General features: G+C 71.4%; 13 protein-coding genes. 7 read left to right on the forward strand and 6 right to left on the reverse strand.

Annotated elements, in window-relative coordinates; translation table 11 throughout:
- The first annotated feature begins 14 nt into the window (after nt 1-14).
- Nucleotides 15-1,004 (forward strand): aldo/keto reductase, encoded by a 990-nt coding sequence (locus ACZ37P_RS25945; protein ID WP_467348862.1) that lies wholly within the window; start codon nt 15-17, stop codon nt 1,002-1,004.
- 4 nt (nt 1,005-1,008) lie between these two features.
- The gene (locus tag ACZ37P_RS25950) at nt 1,009-1,863 is read left to right on the forward strand and encodes an amidohydrolase family protein (protein ID WP_467348863.1); all 855 of its coding nucleotides are present in this window, start codon (nt 1,009-1,011) and stop codon (nt 1,861-1,863) included.
- A 142-nt stretch (nt 1,864-2,005) separates the two neighbouring features.
- On the opposite strand, the gene ACZ37P_RS25955 is transcribed toward ACZ37P_RS25950, so the two are convergent.
- Nucleotides 2,006-2,677, reverse strand: coding sequence for a FadR/GntR family transcriptional regulator (locus tag ACZ37P_RS25955; RefSeq protein WP_355333046.1), 672 nt, complete (start codon nt 2,675-2,677; stop codon nt 2,006-2,008).
- Nucleotides 2,678-2,824: 147 nt separating this feature from the next.
- Nucleotides 2,825-3,670, reverse strand: coding sequence for an AraC family transcriptional regulator (locus tag ACZ37P_RS25960; protein WP_467348865.1), 846 nt, complete (start codon nt 3,668-3,670; stop codon nt 2,825-2,827).
- A gap of 146 nt (nt 3,671-3,816) precedes the next feature.
- Here ACZ37P_RS25960 and ACZ37P_RS25965 point away from each other — a divergent pair, with 146 nt between their 5' ends.
- Together ACZ37P_RS25965 and ACZ37P_RS25970 are read left to right on the forward strand one after the other, a co-directional pair.
- On the forward strand, nt 3,817-4,392 hold the full coding sequence (locus ACZ37P_RS25965; RefSeq protein ID WP_391161069.1) for a TIGR03086 family metal-binding protein: 576 nt from the start codon (nt 3,817-3,819) through the stop codon (nt 4,390-4,392).
- On the forward strand, nt 4,389-5,258 hold the full coding sequence (locus tag ACZ37P_RS25970) for a hypothetical protein (protein WP_467348867.1): 870 nt from the start codon (nt 4,389-4,391) through the stop codon (nt 5,256-5,258). The genes ACZ37P_RS25965 and ACZ37P_RS25970 overlap by 4 nt, the downstream gene beginning before the upstream one ends.
- Here the strand turns inward: ACZ37P_RS25970 and ACZ37P_RS25975 are convergent.
- The 4 genes from ACZ37P_RS25975 to ACZ37P_RS25990 all read right to left on the reverse strand — a co-directional run bounded on the left by ACZ37P_RS25975 (nt 5,255) and on the right by ACZ37P_RS25990 (nt 10,261).
- Complete coding sequence (locus ACZ37P_RS25975) at nt 5,255-6,862, reverse strand: glycerol-3-phosphate dehydrogenase/oxidase (protein WP_355333038.1); 1,608 nt, start codon at nt 6,860-6,862, stop codon at nt 5,255-5,257. The genes ACZ37P_RS25970 and ACZ37P_RS25975 overlap by 4 nt on opposite strands.
- Before the next feature lie 8 nt (nt 6,863-6,870).
- Nucleotides 6,871-8,448 (reverse strand): glycerol kinase GlpK, encoded by a 1,578-nt coding sequence (gene glpK, locus ACZ37P_RS25980; protein ID WP_402713058.1) that lies wholly within the window; start codon nt 8,446-8,448, stop codon nt 6,871-6,873.
- 70 nt (nt 8,449-8,518) lie between these two features.
- Nucleotides 8,519-9,307: an MIP/aquaporin family protein gene (locus ACZ37P_RS25985; RefSeq protein ID WP_401306738.1), complete on the reverse strand. Its 789-nt coding sequence runs from the start codon at nt 9,305-9,307 to the stop codon at nt 8,519-8,521.
- Nucleotides 9,308-9,496: 189 nt separating this feature from the next.
- Nucleotides 9,497-10,261 (reverse strand): IclR family transcriptional regulator, encoded by a 765-nt coding sequence (locus ACZ37P_RS25990; RefSeq protein WP_355333031.1) that lies wholly within the window; start codon nt 10,259-10,261, stop codon nt 9,497-9,499.
- 329 nt (nt 10,262-10,590) lie between these two features.
- On the opposite strand from ACZ37P_RS25990, the gene metH reads away from it, so the two are divergent.
- The 3 genes from metH to ACZ37P_RS26005 all read left to right on the forward strand — a co-directional run bounded on the left by metH (nt 10,591) and on the right by ACZ37P_RS26005 (nt 16,828).
- Entirely contained in the window at nt 10,591-14,079 is a 3,489-nt protein-coding gene (gene metH / locus ACZ37P_RS25995) for a methionine synthase (RefSeq protein ID WP_355333029.1), read from the forward strand.
- Between the two features lie 155 nt (nt 14,080-14,234).
- The gene (locus tag ACZ37P_RS26000; RefSeq protein ID WP_391048241.1) at nt 14,235-14,936 is read left to right on the forward strand and encodes an HAD family hydrolase; all 702 of its coding nucleotides are present in this window, start codon (nt 14,235-14,237) and stop codon (nt 14,934-14,936) included.
- A 332-nt stretch (nt 14,937-15,268) separates the two neighbouring features.
- Nucleotides 15,269-16,828, forward strand: coding sequence for an ABC transporter substrate-binding protein (locus tag ACZ37P_RS26005; RefSeq protein WP_355333024.1), 1,560 nt, complete (start codon nt 15,269-15,271; stop codon nt 16,826-16,828).
- The last annotated feature ends 115 nt before the right edge of the window (nt 16,829-16,943 follow it).

Below are 16,943 nucleotides of genomic sequence, written 5' to 3' on the forward strand. Positions count from 1 at the left end.
GAGAGAACGTCACCATGCCCGTACCGGTACTGCCCCGGCTCGGCCTCGGCTGCGCGCCGCTGGGCAACCTCTACCGCGCCGTCACCGAGGAGGAGGCCGAGGCCACCGTGGCCGCCGCCTTCGAGACGGGGGCCGCGGGGCCCGTGTACCTCGACACGGCGCCGCACTACGGTCTCGGCCGCTCCGAGGAACGGCTCGGCCGGGCGCTGGCCGGACGAGACCGCTCCACGTACGTGCTCTCCACCAAGGTCGGCCGCAGGCTGCGCGACCTGCGGCCGGGCGAGGCCCCGGACGGCCAGGGCTTCACCGACTCCCCGGCCCGCGCGCGGGAGTGGGACTACACCGCCGACGGCATCCGCGCCACGCTGGAGGGTTCCCTGGAACGGCTCGGCGTGGACGCCGTCGACATCGTCTATCTGCACGACCCCGAGGACCACCTGCCGGAGATCTACGACACCGGCTTCGCCGCCCTGGCCGACCTGCGCGACCAGGGCGTGGTCAAGGCCATCGGCTTCGGCATGAACTACAGCGACATCCTCGCCCGCCTCGTCGCGGACCTCGATGTCGACGTCGTGCTGTGCGCGGGCCGCTGGACGCTGCTGGAACGCACCGCGCTGGACGACCTGCTGCCGGCCTGCGAACGGCGCGGTACGAAGGTCGTCGTGGGCGGCGTCTACAACTCGGGCCTGCTGGCCGACCCGCGACCCGGCGCGCACTACAACTACGTCGAAGCGCCACCGGAGATCCTGGCCCGCGCGCAGCACATCGCCGCCGTCTGCGCCGAGTTCGACGTCCCGGCGCGCGCCGCCGCGCTGCGCTACCCCTTCGCGCACCCCTCGGTGGTCTCGGCCGTGGTGGGCGCCGCCAACGCCGCCGAGGTGCGCGACAACGCGGAGCTGTTCTCGTACGACATCCCGGACGCGCTCTGGCACGCTCTGGTCGCCCGCGGGCTGCTGGACAAGGACGCGCCGCTGCCGCTCAGGGCTCCCGCCGAGGGGGCCTGACCGGATGCGGATCGACGCCCACCACCATCTGTGGGACCTCGAAAGGCGCCCCCAGCCGTGGCTGACCGGGGCTGAACTCGACCCCATCGCCCGGACGTTCCGCCTCGCGGAACTCCTTCCGCTGCTGGACGCGCACGGGATCGACGCCACCGTGCTCGTCCAGTCCAGCTCCTCGCTCGACGAGACCCGCGAACTCCTCGCCCTCGCCCGCGACTCCGGTGGCCGGGTCGCGGGGGTCGTCGGCTGGGCCGACCTCACCTCGCCCGAACTCCCCGGCACCCTGGGCGCGTTGGCCGCCCTCGGACCCCTGGTCGGCATACGGCACCAGGTCCAGGACGAGGCCGACCCCGGATGGCTGGCGCGCGCCGACGTCAGGTCCGGCCTCGCCGCCGTCGGCGCCGCGGGGCTCGTCTACGACCTGCTCGTCACCGTCGACCAGCTCCCCGTCGCCATCGACACGGTGCGGGCGCTGCCCGAGGTGCGGTTCGTCCTCGACCACGGCGCCAAGCCGCCGGTCGGCGGCGGAGGCTGGGAGCCGTGGGCCGCCTCCATGACCGAGCTGTCGGCGCTGCCGAACGTCTGGTGCAAGCTCTCCGGGCTCGTCACGGAGGCCGACTGGCACCGGTGGCGCGTCGCCGACGTGCTGCCCTACGCCCGCCATCTCCTGGCCGCCTTCGGGCCCGACCGGCTCCTCTTCGGCTCCGACTGGCCCGTGTGCACCCTCGCCGCCGATTACTCCTCCGTCGTCGCCCTCGCCGAGGCGGCCCTCTCCCCTCTCACCCCCGCCGCCCGCGACGCCGTCCTCGGCCGCAACGCCGCTCGCCTCTACGCCCTGAACCTGCCCCCGGCGGGTCCATGAGCCAGTGCAGCGCCTGCTCCCGGGGGCGTGGCCCCGGACGGTTCGTTCGCCGGGGCGGCAGGCCGAGTTCTAGGGGCGGAAAGCGAGGCCCCGCGGAGGGCGAACGCACAGGGCTCGCGCCCTCCCCACCCCGCCCGGAGGGTTAAAGCGTTGAGCGAAGCCACTGCTCCACGCTGGCGACATGCACCGTCGCCCACGAACGGGCAGCCTCGGCGTCGCGGTCGCGCAGGGCGGTGAGAATGGCCCGGTGCTCGTGCAGCGTGCGGCTGACGGCGTCGACCTGGGTGATGCCGCGCCAGACGCGCGCGCGGGTGGTGGGTCCTGACAGACCGTCGAGCAGCGAGCAGAGCACGGAGTTGCCCGAGCCCTGGACGATGCCGCGGTGGAACTCCAGGTCGGAGGCGACCAGTTCCTCGACGGACGGCTGCGGGCCGAGCGCGTCCAGCTTGCCTTCGAGGGCGTCCAGCTCCTCGACGGAGATGCGGACGGCGGCCATCGCGGTGGCGGCGGGTTCCAGGATGCGGCGGACCGCGAGGAATTCGAGCACGGTGTCGTCGCGGTGGAAGTCCACGACGAAACTGAGAGCTTCGAGCAGGAGCTGCGGGTCGAGGCTGGTGACGTAGGTGCCGTCGCCCTGGCGGACGTCGAGGATGCGGATCAGGGAGAGGGCGCGGACGGCCTCACGCAGGGAGTTGCGGGACAGCCCCAGCTCGGCCGCGAGTTCGCTCTCCTTGGGGAGCCGGTCGCCCGGACGCAGCGCCCCGGAGACGATCATCTCCTTGATCCTCTCGATGGCCTCGTCGGTGACCGCCATCAGCGCCTCCCCTGTTCAGGTCCCGCCGCCGCCAGACCTCCGATGTATGAGGCCCCATTATGGGCCCGGCGCGCCGGAACGCCTAACAACGGCCGGAACCGGGCACAGCCGCCCGCGTACCGGCCGAACCGCCCCCCCCGTACGGGCTCAGCGGCTCGCGTACCGGCTCGGCGGCGCGCCGACCGCCGCGGTGAAGTCACGGGTCAGGTGCGCCTGGTCGGCATAGCCCAGGTCGGCGGCGAGCGCGGCCCAGTCGATGTCGGCGCCGCCGTCCGCGCGGGCCGCGGCCTCGTGCAGCCGGGCCCGGCGCAGCACCCACTTGGGGCTCGCCCCCACGTACTCCGCGAAGAGCCGCTGGAGCCGCCGTACGGGCAGGTCCAGCTCGCGGGCCAGCTCGTCCACCCGGAAGAACTGCGGGCCGGCGGTGATCCTCCCGCGCTCATCGACCGGGGGGACACCCCTCTCGATTCTCTCGACCAGGTCCGCCACCTCGGCCACCACCGGGTCCTGCCGGGTGCCGGGCAGCAGCTCCAGCAGATACTCCTCGGCCAGCGCCGTCATCGCCGCCAGGTCGTCCAGCGCCAGGATCTCCCGGCTCAGCGCCTCGACGGCCCCGGCCGGGCCGCCCAGCAGACCGGCCGCGGGCACCGCGCGGTCGGCCAGCTCCGCCACCGGCCCGTCGATGAACGGCCGGAAGGCGCCCGGCCGGAATTTCACCCCGAACACCTGGTCGCGCCCGTGCAGCACACGGCTGAACACCCCCCGCTGCACCCCGTACACCAGTGGCTCAGGGGCCTCGAAGACCAGATGGACATTGGGGTGGGCGAGCACCTTCTGCTCGTGGTCCGGCCGCCCCCGCAGGTCCCAGCGCGGATTCCAGTAGAAGTCGACCAGAGTCGCCAGCGCGGGCCGCGGCTGCTGCCGCCGTACTTCGACGCGCCCGCCCGTCGCCTCCGGCCTCAGCACCCCGCGCCCCAGCCCGTGCCCGCTCATGCCCGTCACTGTAAACGCGGCCACCGACAACGGCGCGGGCACGCGCGGGCACGCGCGGGCACCGGCAACGGCGCGGCCACGCGACACGGGCCGGGTGTCGCGTTTCTTCAAGACCGCCGTCCCCGGTCGCGCCTAGCGTCGAGGGCATGAACTTCCACGCACAGATCGCCGACAGTGCCGCGGAGGCCGCCCGGGTCGCCGCCGGGATCACCGACGACCAGCTCACCGGCCCCACGCCCTGTCCCGACTACGACACCCGCACCCTGATCAACCACTGGGTCGCGTACACCGGCCTCGGCATGGAGCTGCGCGCCCGCAAGGAGCCGCACCCCGCCGACCTCGGCGAGCGCGACTTCACCGCGGAGCCCGGCTGGGCCGCCGCCTACGCGCGGCAGCTCGACCGGGCCGCGGACGCCTGGGCCGACCCGGCCGCCTGGGAGGGCGAGCTGGACATGGGCGGCATGGCGATGCCCGCGAAGGACATCGCCGGAATGCTCTTCATGGAGCTGCTGCTGCACGGCTGGGACGTCGCCAAGGCCACCGGGCAGGAGTTCAGGGCCGACGAGAAGTCCGGCGCCCTGCTGCTGGCCGTCGTGCGCGAGCAGGCCGAGATGTTCCGGCAGTACAAGGGCTTCGCGGAACCGGTCGCACCGCCCGCCGGTGCCACCGACTTCGAAACCGCTGTCGCCCTGTCCGGCCGCGACCCATACTGGGCGGCATGATCCAGCACGACCTCATCGCCCGGGTACGGGACATGTGCCGCGCCGACGGACGCCTCGGCGCGGCACTGATGTACGGCTCCTTCGCCGCGGGGGAGGGCGACGCCCACAGCGACGTCGAATTCTGGCTCTTCTTCGACCCGGAGCGGCGCGCGGAAGTGGACCCCGAGCAGTGGTGCCGGGAGATCGCCCCGGCCAATCTGGTGCTGCTCAACGAATTCGGCAGCCATGTCGTGCTCTTCCCGGGCCCGGTGCGCGGCGAATTCCACTTCGCGACCACCGACGAAATCCCGACAGTCGCCACCTGGCCCGCGCGCGGCGCCGCCGTCGAGCGGATGGTGGTCGTCGACCGCGAAGGGCTGCTGACGCCCGTGCTCGAAGCGGTGCCCGAGCACCCCGTGCTCCCCGCGGCGCCCGACGAGATCGCCGACCTGTGCGGCCGGTTCGCCAACTGGCTGGTGCTCGCGCTGCACGTCACCGCGCGCGGCGAGCACCTGCGCGCGCGGGACGCGCTCTGGCACGCGGCCCGCCATGTGCTGTGGATGGCCCGGCTCGCCGAGGACAGCACCGCGCACTGGCTGACGCCGTCGCGCGCCGCGGAGGCCGAGCTGCCCGCCCGTACGATCGCGGCCGTGGCAGAGGCCAACCCCGTGAGCCTCTGGCACGAGGGCCGCGACCGCTGGCTGACCCTGCTGCCCAGGACCGGCCGCCCCGCCCCGACCGCCCTGTTCGCCGAACTCGACCGCCTGACCGCCGAGACGGCCCAGCCCGCCGGGACGGCCCAGCCCGCCGGGACGGCCCAGCCCGCCGGGACGGCCGAGGCCGCCGCGACGGAACCGCCCGCAGGGACGGCGGCCCCCACTTCCTAGTCCCGGCGAAGCACCCGCTCGACCCCTTCCCGCACCTCCGGCGTGTCGAGACCGCGGATGGTCAGCGTCGTCCGCCGCCGCAGCACGTCGTCCGCGTCCTGCGCCCACTCGTGGTCGCGGGCGTAGACGACCTGGGCCCAGATCTCCGGGGCGTCCGGGTGCACGCGCCGGGCCAGCTCCGGGTCCTCGTTGGCCAGCCGCGCGATGTCGAAGGCCAGCGAGCCGTAGTGGGTGGCCAGGTGCCTGGCGGTGTCGGCCGCCATGCGCGGTCCCGGCGCGTCGCCGTCGATCAGCAGCCGGTGGGCGACCGCGTCGGGGCTGGCGAAACCGGGCAGCGGGGCCCGGCGCGGCAGCGACGACATCGGCTCCATGTCGTCGGACAGCGGATGCCCGGGCAGCTCGGCCAGCTTGGTCATCACCGTGCGGCCGATGTGCCGGAAGGTGGTCCACTTGCCGCCCGCCACCGACAGCATCCCGCCGGTCCCCTCGGTGACGACCGTCTCCCGCTTGGCCTTCGAGGTGTCACCGGGACCGCCGGGCAGCACCCGCAGACCCGCGAAGGAGTACGTGATCAGGTCGCGGGAGAGCTGCTGGTCGCGGACGGAGAAGGCCGCCTCGTCCAGGATCTGCGCGATGTCGGCCTCGGTGACCCGCACATCGGCCGGATCGCCCTCGTACACCTCGTCCGTGGTGCCGAGCAGCAGCATGTCCTCCCAGGGCAGGGCGAAGGTGATGCGGTACTTGTCGATCGGGGTGGCCAGCGCCGCCCGCCACGGCGAGTGCCGCTTGAGCACCAGGTGCGCGCCCTTGGACAGCCGGATCGACGGCGCCGCGGCCGGGTCCTCCATCCGCCGCAGGTGGTCCACCCACGGCCCGGTGGCGTTGAGCACCAGCCGCGCGTCGACCCCGAATTCGGTGCCGTCCACGCGGTCGCGCAGATCGGCGCCCGTGACCCGGCCCCGCGTGAAGCGCAGCCCGGTGACCTCGGCGTGGTTGAGCACGGTCGCGCCCGCGTCGACCGCGGCCCGTACCGTCATCAGCGCCATCCGGGCGTCGTTCATCTGCCCGTCCTCGTAGACGGCGACCGCGCGCAGATTGTCGGTCCGCAGCTCGGGCACGTCTCGCGCGGCCTTGGCCGGGCTGATCACATGGCCGACGCCGTCGCGGAAGGCGGACAGCGCCGAGTACGCGAAGACGCCCGCGCCGAGCTTGGCCGCGCCGTGCGGGCCGCCCTTGTAGACCGGCAGATAGAAGGTGAGGGGGTTGGCCAGGTGCGGCGCGATGTCACGGGAGACCGCGCGCCGCTCCAGGTGGTTCTCCGCCACCAGCTTCACCGCGCCGGTCTGGAGGTAGCGCAGGCCGCCGTGGAGCAGCTTGGAGGAGGCGGAGGAGGTGGCCCCGGCGAAGTCACCGGCGTCCACCATGGCCACCCGCAGCCCCGACTGCGCGGCGTGCCAGGCGGTGGTGATGCCGAGGATGCCACCGCCGATCACCAGCAGGTCGTACGTGGCACGGCCGAGCAGATCCCGGGTCTCGGCCCTGCCGGGGTTGGCGCCTGCGGTCGGATGCGAACCCAGGGCGGGAACGCGCTGCGAGGTGGTCATGGGGTGAATCAGTGCTCCTCTGCGGTGCTCTCTTCGAGCCAGCCCATCGTGGCCTGCACGGCCTTGAGCCAGCTCTTGTACTCGCGGTCCCGTTGGGCCGCGTCCATGCGCGGGGTCCACTCGGCGGCGCGCCGCCAGTTGGCCCGCAGTGCCTCGGTGTCGGGCCAGAAGCCGACCGCGAGACCGGCCGCGTAGGCCGCGCCCAGGCAGGTGGTCTCGGCGACCATCGGGCGCACCACGGGCGCGTCCAGGAAGTCGGCCAGGGTCTGCATGAGCAGGTTGTTGGAGGTCATGCCGCCGTCGACCTTGAGGGCGGCCAGTTCGACGCCGGAGTCCTTGGTCATGGCGTCGGCGATCTCCCGCGTCTGCCAGGCCGTCGCCTCCAGCACGGCGCGCGCGATGTGCGCCTTGGTGACGTAACGGGTCAGCCCGGCGATCACCCCGCGCGCGTCGTCGCGCCAGTAGGGGGCGAACAGGCCGGAGAAGGCCGGTACGAAGTAGGCGCCGCCGTTGTCCTCGACGGACGAGGCCAGCGTCTCGATCTCGGCGGCGGTGCTGATCAGCCCCATCTGGTCGCGCATCCACTGCACCAGCGCGCCGGTGACGGCGATCGAGCCCTCCAGCGCGTAGACCGGCGCTTCGTCGCCGATCCGGTAGCCGACGGTGGTGATCAGGCCGTTGTAGGAGTTGACCGGGGTCTCACCGGTGTTCATCAGCATGAAGGTGCCGGTGCCGTAGGTGGACTTGGCCTCACCCTCGGCGAAGCAGGTCTGCCCGAACAGCGCCGCCTGCTGGTCGCCGAGCGCGGAGGCCACCGGCACGCCGTCCAGCACGCCGCCGACCGTGCTGCCGTACACCTCGGCGGAGGAACGGATCTCCGGCAGTACGGCGGCGGGTACGCCGATCGACTCCAGGATCTTGTGGTCCCAGTCCAGGGTGCGCAGGTTCATCAGCAGGGTGCGGGAGGCGTTGGTGACGTCGGTGACGTGCCGGCCGCCGTCGACACCGCCGGTGAGGTTCCAGATCACCCAGGAGTCCATGGTGCCGAAGAGGATCTCGCCGCGCTCGGCGCGCTCGCGCAGGCCCTCGACGTTGTCCAGCAGCCAGCGGATCTTGGGCCCGGCGAAGTACGAGGCGAGCGGCAGGCCGGTCTCGCGCCGGAAGCGGTCCTGGCCGACGTTGCGGCCCAGCTCGCGGCAGAGCACGTCGGTGCGGGTGTCCTGCCAGACCAGCGCGTTGTGCACCGGCTCACCGGTGTTCTTGTCCCACAGCAGGGTGGTCTCGCGCTGGTTGGTGATGCCGATCGCCTTGACGTCGGCGGCGCTGAAGCCCTCGTTGTCCTGGGCGGCCTTGGCGATGGCGCCCTCGACCACCTCCTGGACATTGGTCCAGATCTCGGCGGCGTCGTGCTCCACCCAGCCCGGCTTGGGGAAGATCTGCTCGTGTTCCTTCTGGTCGACGGCGACGATCCGGCCGTCCCGGTCGAAGACGATGCAGCGGCTCGACGTGGTGCCCTGGTCGATCGCGGCGATGAACGGGCCGGTGCCGTGCGAGTGGGTGCCGGCGGCGGCGGTGGTGTCGGTCACGTGGTGCTCCTCGGGATCTGCGCGGGGGAAGTGGCTGCGGGGGAGTGGGCGTGGCGGTCTCGCGGCGGCCCTACGTGAAGGCGAGCTTGTACAGGCCGCCGGCTATCGCGGCGCCGGCCAGCGGGCCCAGCACCGGGATCCACGCGTAGCTCCAGTCCGAGCCGCCCTTGTTGGGCAGCGGCAGAAGGCTGTGCACGATACGCGGGCCGAGGTCGCGGAACGGGTTGATCGCGTACCCGGTGGGGCCGCCGAGCGACAGGCCGATACCGACGACGAGGAGCGCGGTGAGCAGGATGCCGGTGCCGTTGAGCGCGAGTCCGGTCGTCATGCCCTGGGTGAGGATGAAGAGCACCAGGACGGCGGTGCCGATGACCTCGGTGAGGAGGTTCTGCACCGGGTTCCGTATCTCGGGTCCGGTGGAGAAGATGCCGAGCACGGGTCCCGCGGGCTGCCCCTTGCGGTCGGTCTCCGGGCCCTCGGGGGAGGTCGTGCCCCCGCCGACGATCTCGGGGTCGGTCAAGTGCGCCTGGAACTGGCCCAGGTAGGCCACCCACACCAGGAAGGCGCCGATCATCGCGCCGAGCAACTGCCCCATCAGGTAGAAGGGCACGGTGTGCCACACACCGGTCTTGATCGCCACGCCGAGGGTGACCGCCGGGTTGAGCTGGCCGCCCGAGTAGCCGTTGGCGATGTAGGCGCCGCCGAGCACCGCGAATCCCCAGCCGAAGGAGATGGCGACCCAGCCCGCTCCCCGGGCCTTCGACTTCTTGAGCGTGACGGCGGCGCAGACGCCGCCACCGAGCAGGATGAGCACGGCGGTGCCGAAGGTCTCGCCGATGAAGATATGGCCGTTGGACACAGCGACTCCTTTGTCCAAGTGTCTTTACGTCAGGGCACGGGCGACCCGAATCGCGTCCGGCGTTCGACAATGTCGACCGTACAGCGAATATTTTCTCTCCGGGAGCGGCAGGTCAAGAGGAGTGGACGGTGAACCGCGGAAGAAGGCCGCGCGGGCGCGTCGTCGAGGGCCGGATACGGGCGGGGCGGATCAGAAGCGGGCGGCGCCCAGATCGCGGGAGACGGCGCGGGCGCAGTCCCGTACCGCCGCCACCAGCCGGGCCTGGATGCCGCCCTCGTCGCAGACCCGTTCCACGGCGCCGGTGATGCCCACCGCGCCCACCGGCATCCGCCGCCGGTCGTAGACGGGCGCCGCGACCGAGGCCACGCCCTCCCATGTCTCCTCCAGGTCGGCGGCCCAGCCGCGCGCCCTGGTGAGGTCCAGCAGCGCCTCGAAGTCGGTGATGTCGGTGACGGTGCGCGCGGTGAGCGTCGCCCGCTCGTGCTCGGTCACCTCGTTGTGCGCCACCGGGTCGAAGGCGGACAGCACCTTGCCGAGCGCGGTGCTGTGCAGCGGGTGCATCGCGCCCACCTCCAGCGCCTGGCGGCTGTCGTCCGGCCGGAAGACGTGGTGCACGATCAGCACGCCGTCCTGGTGCAGCACCCCGAGATACGCCGCCTCGCCGCTTGACCTGGCCAGGTCGTCGGTCCACACCAGCGCGCGGGCCCGCAATTCGTGCACGTCCAGATAGCTGTTGCCCAGCCGCAGCAGCTCCGCGCCGAGCTGGTACTTGCCGGAGACCGGCTCCTGTTCGACGAAGCCCTCCTGCTGGAGGGTGCGCAGGATGCCGTGCGCGGTGCCCTTGGCCAGGCCGAGCGACGAGGCCACGTCGGTGAGTCCCAGTCGGCGCTCACCGCCGGCCAGCAGCCGCAAAATCGCCGCCGCGCGTTCCAGTGACTGGATGGGACCTGGCATCGGCGGCACTCCAAGCAGAGGGGGGTGTCATGATCAGCGGTCGACAATGTCGACCGTCATCATCTCAGAGATGATTCTGGCACCACGGTCCGCCCATCGGAATGCCTTCGAGCCCGGACGGTGCGGCCCGCTAGGCTGGCCGGGTGCGCGTCCCGCCGCCCTCCGATCCGTCGGCCCCGACGGGGAACGCATAGCCGACAGCCGTCGCATCCCAGGGAGCACGTTCCATGGCCTCGCTTTCTCCGTCGTCCCCTACGTCTGGTACGTCCGGTTCCTCCCCATCGGGGACGAACGCGGCGCCGACGCGTACCTCCCCGACCGCGTCGCCGATGGACGCACCCCGCGCCGCCGCCCTCCGCGAGGCGCTCGCCTCCCGCGTGGTCGTCGCCGACGGCGCCATGGGCACCATGCTCCAGGCGCAGGAGCCGACGCTCGACGACTTCCAGCAGCTCGAAGGCTGCAACGAGATCCTGAACATCACCCGCCCCGACATCGTGCGCTCGGTCCACGAGGCGTACTTCTCGGTCGGCGTGGACTGCGTCGAGACCAACACCTTCGGCGCCAACCACTCCGCGCTCGGCGAGTACGACATCCCCGAGCGGATCCACGAACTGTCGCAGGCCGGCGCCCGCCTGGCCCGCGAGGTCGCCGACGGCTTCGCCGCCGACGGCCGCCCGCGCTGGGTGCTCGGCTCGATGGGCCCCGGCACCAAGCTGCCGACGCTCGGCCACGCCCCGTACGGCGTACTGCGCGACGGCTACGAGGCCAACGCGGCGGGGCTGATCGCGGGCGGCGCCGACGCGCTGATCATCGAGACCACCCAGGACCTGCTCCAGACCAAGGCGGCCGTGATCGCGGCCCACCGCGCGATGGCGTCGGCCGGGGTGAGCTTGCCGCTGATCTGTTCGGTGACCGTGGAGACCACCGGCACCATGCTGCTCGGCTCGGAGATCGGCGCGGCGCTCACCGCGCTCGAACCCCTCGGCATCGACATGATCGGCCTCAACTGCGCGACCGGACCGGCCGAGATGAGCGAGCACCTGCGCTATCTCGCCCGGCACTCGCGTATCCCGCTGTCCGCCATGCCCAACGCGGGCCTGCCGGTGCTCACCAAGGACGGCGCGCACTACCCGCTCACGGCCTCAGAACTGGCCGACGCGCACGAGACGTTCGCCCGCGAGTACGGCCTGTCCCTGGTCGGCGGCTGCTGCGGCACCACGCCCGAGCACCTGCGGCAGCTCGTGGAGCGGGTCGGCGGGCAGGACCTGCACCCGCGCAGGCCGCGCCCCGAGGCGGGCGCCGCCTCCCTCTACCAGACGGTCCCCTTCCGCCAGGACAGCTCGTACCTGGCGATCGGCGAGCGCACCAACGCCAACGGCTCCCGCAAGTTCCGCGACGCGATGCTGGAGGGCCGCTGGGAGGACTGCGTGGAGATGGCCCGCGACCAGATCCGGGAGGGCGCCCACCTGCTCGACCTGTGCGTGGACTACGTGGGCCGGGACGGCGTCGCCGACATGGCCGAGGTCGCCGGGCGCTTCGCCACCGCCTCCACCCTGCCGATCGTGCTCGACTCCACCGAGGTGGACGTCCTGCGGGCGGGACTGGAGAAGCTGGGCGGCCGGGCGGTGCTCAACTCGGTCAACTACGAGGACGGCGACGGCCCCGAGTCCCGGTTCGCCAAGGTGACCGCGCTCGCCCAGGAGCACGGCGCCGCGCTGATCGCGCTCACCATCGACGAGGAGGGCCAGGCCCGTACCGTCGAGAAGAAGGTCGGGATCGCCGAGCGGCTGATCGACGACCTGACCGGCAACTACGGCATCAACGAGTCGGACATCCTGATCGACTGCCTGACCTTCACCATCTGTACCGGCCAGGAGGAGTCCCGCAAGGACGGCGTCGCCACCGTCGAGGCGATCCGCGAGCTGAAGCGCCGCCACCCCGACGTGCAGACCACCCTCGGCCTGTCGAACATCTCCTTCGGCCTCAACCCGGCCGCGCGCGTGGTGCTCAACTCGGTCTTCCTCGACGAGTGCGTCAAGGCGGGCCTGGACTCGGCGATCGTGCACGCCTCCAAGATCCTGCCGATCGCCCGCATCCCCGAGGAGCAGCGCGAGGTCGCGCTCGACCTGATCCACGACCGGCGGCGCGAGGGCTACGACCCGCTGCAACGCCTGATGGAGCTGTTCGACGGCGTCGACAACAAGTCGCTGAAGGCCAGCCGCGCCGAGGAACTGCTGGCGCTGCCGCTGGACGAGCGGCTCCAGCGCCGGATCATCGACGGCGAGAAGAACGGCCTGTCCGCCGACCTGGACGAGGCGCTGGCCGAGCGGCCCGCCCTGGACATCGTCAACGAGACGCTGCTCGCGGGCATGAAGGTGGTCGGCGAGCTGTTCGGCTCGGGCCAGATGCAGCTTCCGTTCGTGCTCCAGTCCGCCGAGGTGATGAAGACCGCGGTGGCGTATCTGGAGCCGCACATGGAGAAGTCGGACGACGAGGGCAAGGGCACCATCGTGCTGGCCACCGTGCGCGGCGACGTCCACGACATCGGCAAGAACCTGGTCGACATCATCTTGTCCAACAACGGCTACAACGTCGTCAACCTCGGCATCAAGCAGCCGGTCTCGGCGATCCTGGACGCCGCGCAGGAGCACCGCGCCGATGTGATCGGCATGTCGGGCCTGCTGGTGAAGTCCACGGTGATCATGAAGGAGAACCTGGAGGAGCTGAACCAGCGCGGCCTGTCCGCCGACTTCCCGGTGATCCTCGGCGGCGCCGCCCTGACCCGCGCCTATGTGGAGCAGGACCTGCACGAGATCTACGAGGGCGAGGTCCGCTACGCCCGCGACGCGTTCGAGGGCCTGCGGCTGATGGACGCGCTGATCGGCGTCAAGCGCGGCGTGCCGGGCGCGGCGCTGCCGGAGCTGAAGCAGCGCCGGGTGCCCAAGCGCGAGCAGCCGGAGCCGGACGGACCGGACAAGGCGGTCAACCTCGGCCAGATCCGCTCCGACGTCGCGGTCGACAACCCCGTCCCCACCCCGCCGTTCTGGGGCAGCCGGGTCGTCAAGGGCATCCAGCTCGCCGACTACGCGTCCTGGCTGGACGAGGGCGCCCTGTTCAAGGGCCAGTGGGGCCTGAAGCAGGCCCGCTCGACCGGTCCGACGTACGAGGAGCTGGTGGAGTCCGAGGGCCGGCCCCGGCTGCGCGGGCTGCTGACCAGGATGCAGTCGGAGGGCCTGCTGGAGGCCGCCGTGACCTACGGCTACTTCCCGTGCGTGTCCAAGGGCGACGACCTGATCGTGCTGCGCGAGGACGGCACCGAGCGGACCCGCTTCACCTTCCCCCGCCAGCGCAGGGGGCGGCAGCTCTGCCTCGCGGACTTCTTCCGGCCCGAGGAGTCCGGTGAGACCGACGTGGTGGGCTTCCAGGTCGTCACCGTCGGCAACCGGGTCTCCGAGGCGGCCAACGAGCTGTTCGCGACCGACTCCTACCGGGACTACCTGGAGCTGCACGGCCTGTCCGTGCAGCTCGCGGAGGCACTCGCGGAGTACTGGCACGCGCGGGTCCGCTCGGAGCTGGGCTTCGCCGGCGAGGACCCGGACGAGGTCGAGGACATGTTCGCGCTGAAGTACCGCGGCGCGCGCTTCTCGCTGGGCTACGGGGCCTGCCCCGACCTGGAGGACCGGGCGAAGATCGCGGACCTGCTGGAGCCGGGCAGGATCGGCGTGGAGCTGTCGGAGGAGTTCCAGCTGCACCCCGAGCAGTCCACCGACGCGATCATCATTCACCACCCGGAGGCCAAGTACTTCAACGCGCGTTGAGCGCGGCTCACCAGCGAGTCGTACACTTGACGGTCCGGCGCAGGCCGGTCGCCTTCCCGTCCGCGGGACGCGGCGACCGGCCTTTGTGTCCCCCGGAAACGGGACGGGCCGGCGCGACCGGCACCGGGAACCGCGCGAGCCGAGGAGTGGGGCGTATGACCAGCAGCATCCCTGTCGCCGACACCCGTATGGCGCAAGGCCCCGCCCTCCAGGCGGTGCTCCTCGACATGGACGGCACCTTGGTGGACACCGAGGGCATCTGGTGGGCGGCGGAGAGTGAGGTCTTCGCGGACCTCGGGCACGTGCTGGACGAGGCGCACCGCGAGGTGGTGATCGGCGGCCCGATGACCCGCAGCGTGGGGCACCTGATCACCGCCACCGGCGCGGACGCGACGCTGGCCGAGCTGATGCTGGCGGTCAACATCCGCTTCGAGAAGCTGATCGCCCGGGGCGCGCCGCTGATGCCCGGCGCCCGCAGGCTGCTCACCGAGCTGGCCGCGTACGGCGTCCCGACCGCCTTGGTGTCCGCCTCGCACCGGCGGACCATCGATGTGATGCTGCGCACGCTGGGCGCGGAGAACTTCGCCTTCACCGTCGCGGGGGACGAGGTGAGCCGCACCAAGCCGCACCCCGAGCCGTATCTGACCGCCGCCGCCCGGCTGGGCGCGGACCCGGCCGCCTGTGTGGTCGTCGAGGACACCCTGACCGGTGTGGCGTCCGCCGAGGCGGCGGGCTGCCGGGTGGTCGCGGTGCCCTCGCTGGTGCCCGTCGAGGCCGCTCCAGGGCGTACGGTCGTCGGTTCGCTCGAAGAGCTGAGCGTGCCTTTCCTGCGCGCTTTGAATGCGCGCGTTCACTGAGCGTATTTGCTGAATAGGAACCGTCCAGAGGCGTCTCACAGGTCGGAATCCGGCCCCTGGTGATCTATGTCACGCGCGGGGAGGTCGACACCGCGCTGTCCTGCCTGGATGAGATCCGCAGATCGGGACGTGCGGCGCGGCCGAATGTCCGCAATGTTCCGACCGGGGAGGGATCGTACCGCCGTCCGTTTATCGGTGCTCCGAGCCCCGTTATCGGTATGTAATTCCGCCTCAACTTCGCCGTGCTCTAGCGGAGTAGGTCCCTCCGGCTAGTGTCCCTGCTGGTCAATGCCGAATCGAACGACCGGCATTTGAGCAAGGGGATTCACTGGATGTCACGTAACAAGCGTGTCGTCGCCGCAGCCGCCGTGGCCTTCCTGGCCGTCGGTGCGTCCGCGTGTGGTGGCAAGAAGGACAACTCGTCGGCCGGTGGCGGAAAAGGCGCCGTGATCGTCGGAACCATCGACTCGGTGTCGTCACTCGACCCCGCGGGAGCGTACGACTACGGCTCCTGGGAGGTCATCGACAGCGTCTACCAGAAGGTCATGCACTTCCCGACCGGCGGCACCACGCCGGAACCGGACGCGGCCAAGTCGTGCGCCTTCACCGACCCGAAGACGTACGCCTGCACGCTCCAGCCGGGGCTGGTGTTCTCCAACGGCGACAAGCTCACCGCCGCGTCGGTGAAGTTCTCGTTCGACCGCATGGTCGGCATCGCGGCGCCCAACGGCCCGTCCAGCCTGCTCGCCAGCCTGGACAGCACCGAGGCCAAGGGCGACGACCAGGTGGTCTTCCACCTGAAGAACGCCGACTCGACCTTCCCCTCGGTGCTCGCCACCGACGCGGGCGCGATCGTCGACGAGAAGACCTTCCCGAAGGACAAGCTCCTCGACGGCTCGAAGATCATCGGCTCGGGTCCGTACACGCTGGACAAGTACACGCCCAAGCAGCAGGCGTCGTTCCTGGCCAGCAAGACCTACAAGGGCCCGGCCAAGCTCAACAACGGCCAGTTCGTGCTCCAGTACTTCTCCGAGGCGTCCGCGCTCAAGCAGGCCGTCAAGGACGGCACGGTCAACGCGGCCTTCCGCACCCTGTCGCCCACCGACACCGCGGACCTGAAGAAGACCTCCGGCATCCAGGTGCTCGACGGCACCGGCACCGAGAAGCGCTACCTGGTCTTCGACGCCAAGGTCAAGCCGTCCGACCAGAAGGCGGTCCGCCAGGCCGTCGCCCAGGTCATCGACCGCGAGGGCATCGCCAAGGACGCCTACGACGGCACCGTGGCCCCGCTCTACTCCATGGTCGGCAACGGCATCCAGGGCCACACCGAGGCCTTCAAGGACAAGTACGGCGCCCCGGACAAGGCCAAGGCCGCCGCGATACTCAAGGACGCGGGCATCACCGCCCCCGTCGACATCGCGTACGCCTGGACCCCCAGCCACTACGGCGCCGCGGCGGCCGACGAGGCCACCGCGATCAAGCGGCAACTGGAGGCCACCGGCCTGTTCAAGGTGAAGCTCAGCTCCACCGAGTGGCAGCAGTACCAGAAGGACGAGAAGTCCGACACGTACGCCTCGTACATGATCGGCTGGTTCCCCGACCTGCCGGACGCCGACAACGACGTCTCGCCGTTCCTGGGCAAGCAGCCCTTCCTCGGCACCGGCTACGACAACCCGGAGATCCAGCAGCTCCTGGTCAAGGAGCAGGGCACCGACGACGCCAAGGTGCGCGACCAGGCGTTCGCCGACATCCAGAAGATCGTCGCCGACGACGTCCCGATCATCCCGCTCTGGCAGGGCAAGCAGACCGTGGTCATCCGTGACGGCGTGACCGGCGCCGACAAGGCGCTCGACCCGACGATGTTCCGGTTCTACGAGCTCGGCTCCAAGTGACGGACGGCCGGTCCGCGGGGGTGACGCCCCCGCGGACCGGCCGCCGCGGCTGTTCGCCAGCCCGCACCCCAGCCCGTACCTGAGCCGTACCTGAGCCTGTTCTGTTCCTGAAGAA

This window comes from Streptomyces sp. NPDC024632, from assembly GCF_055559175.1.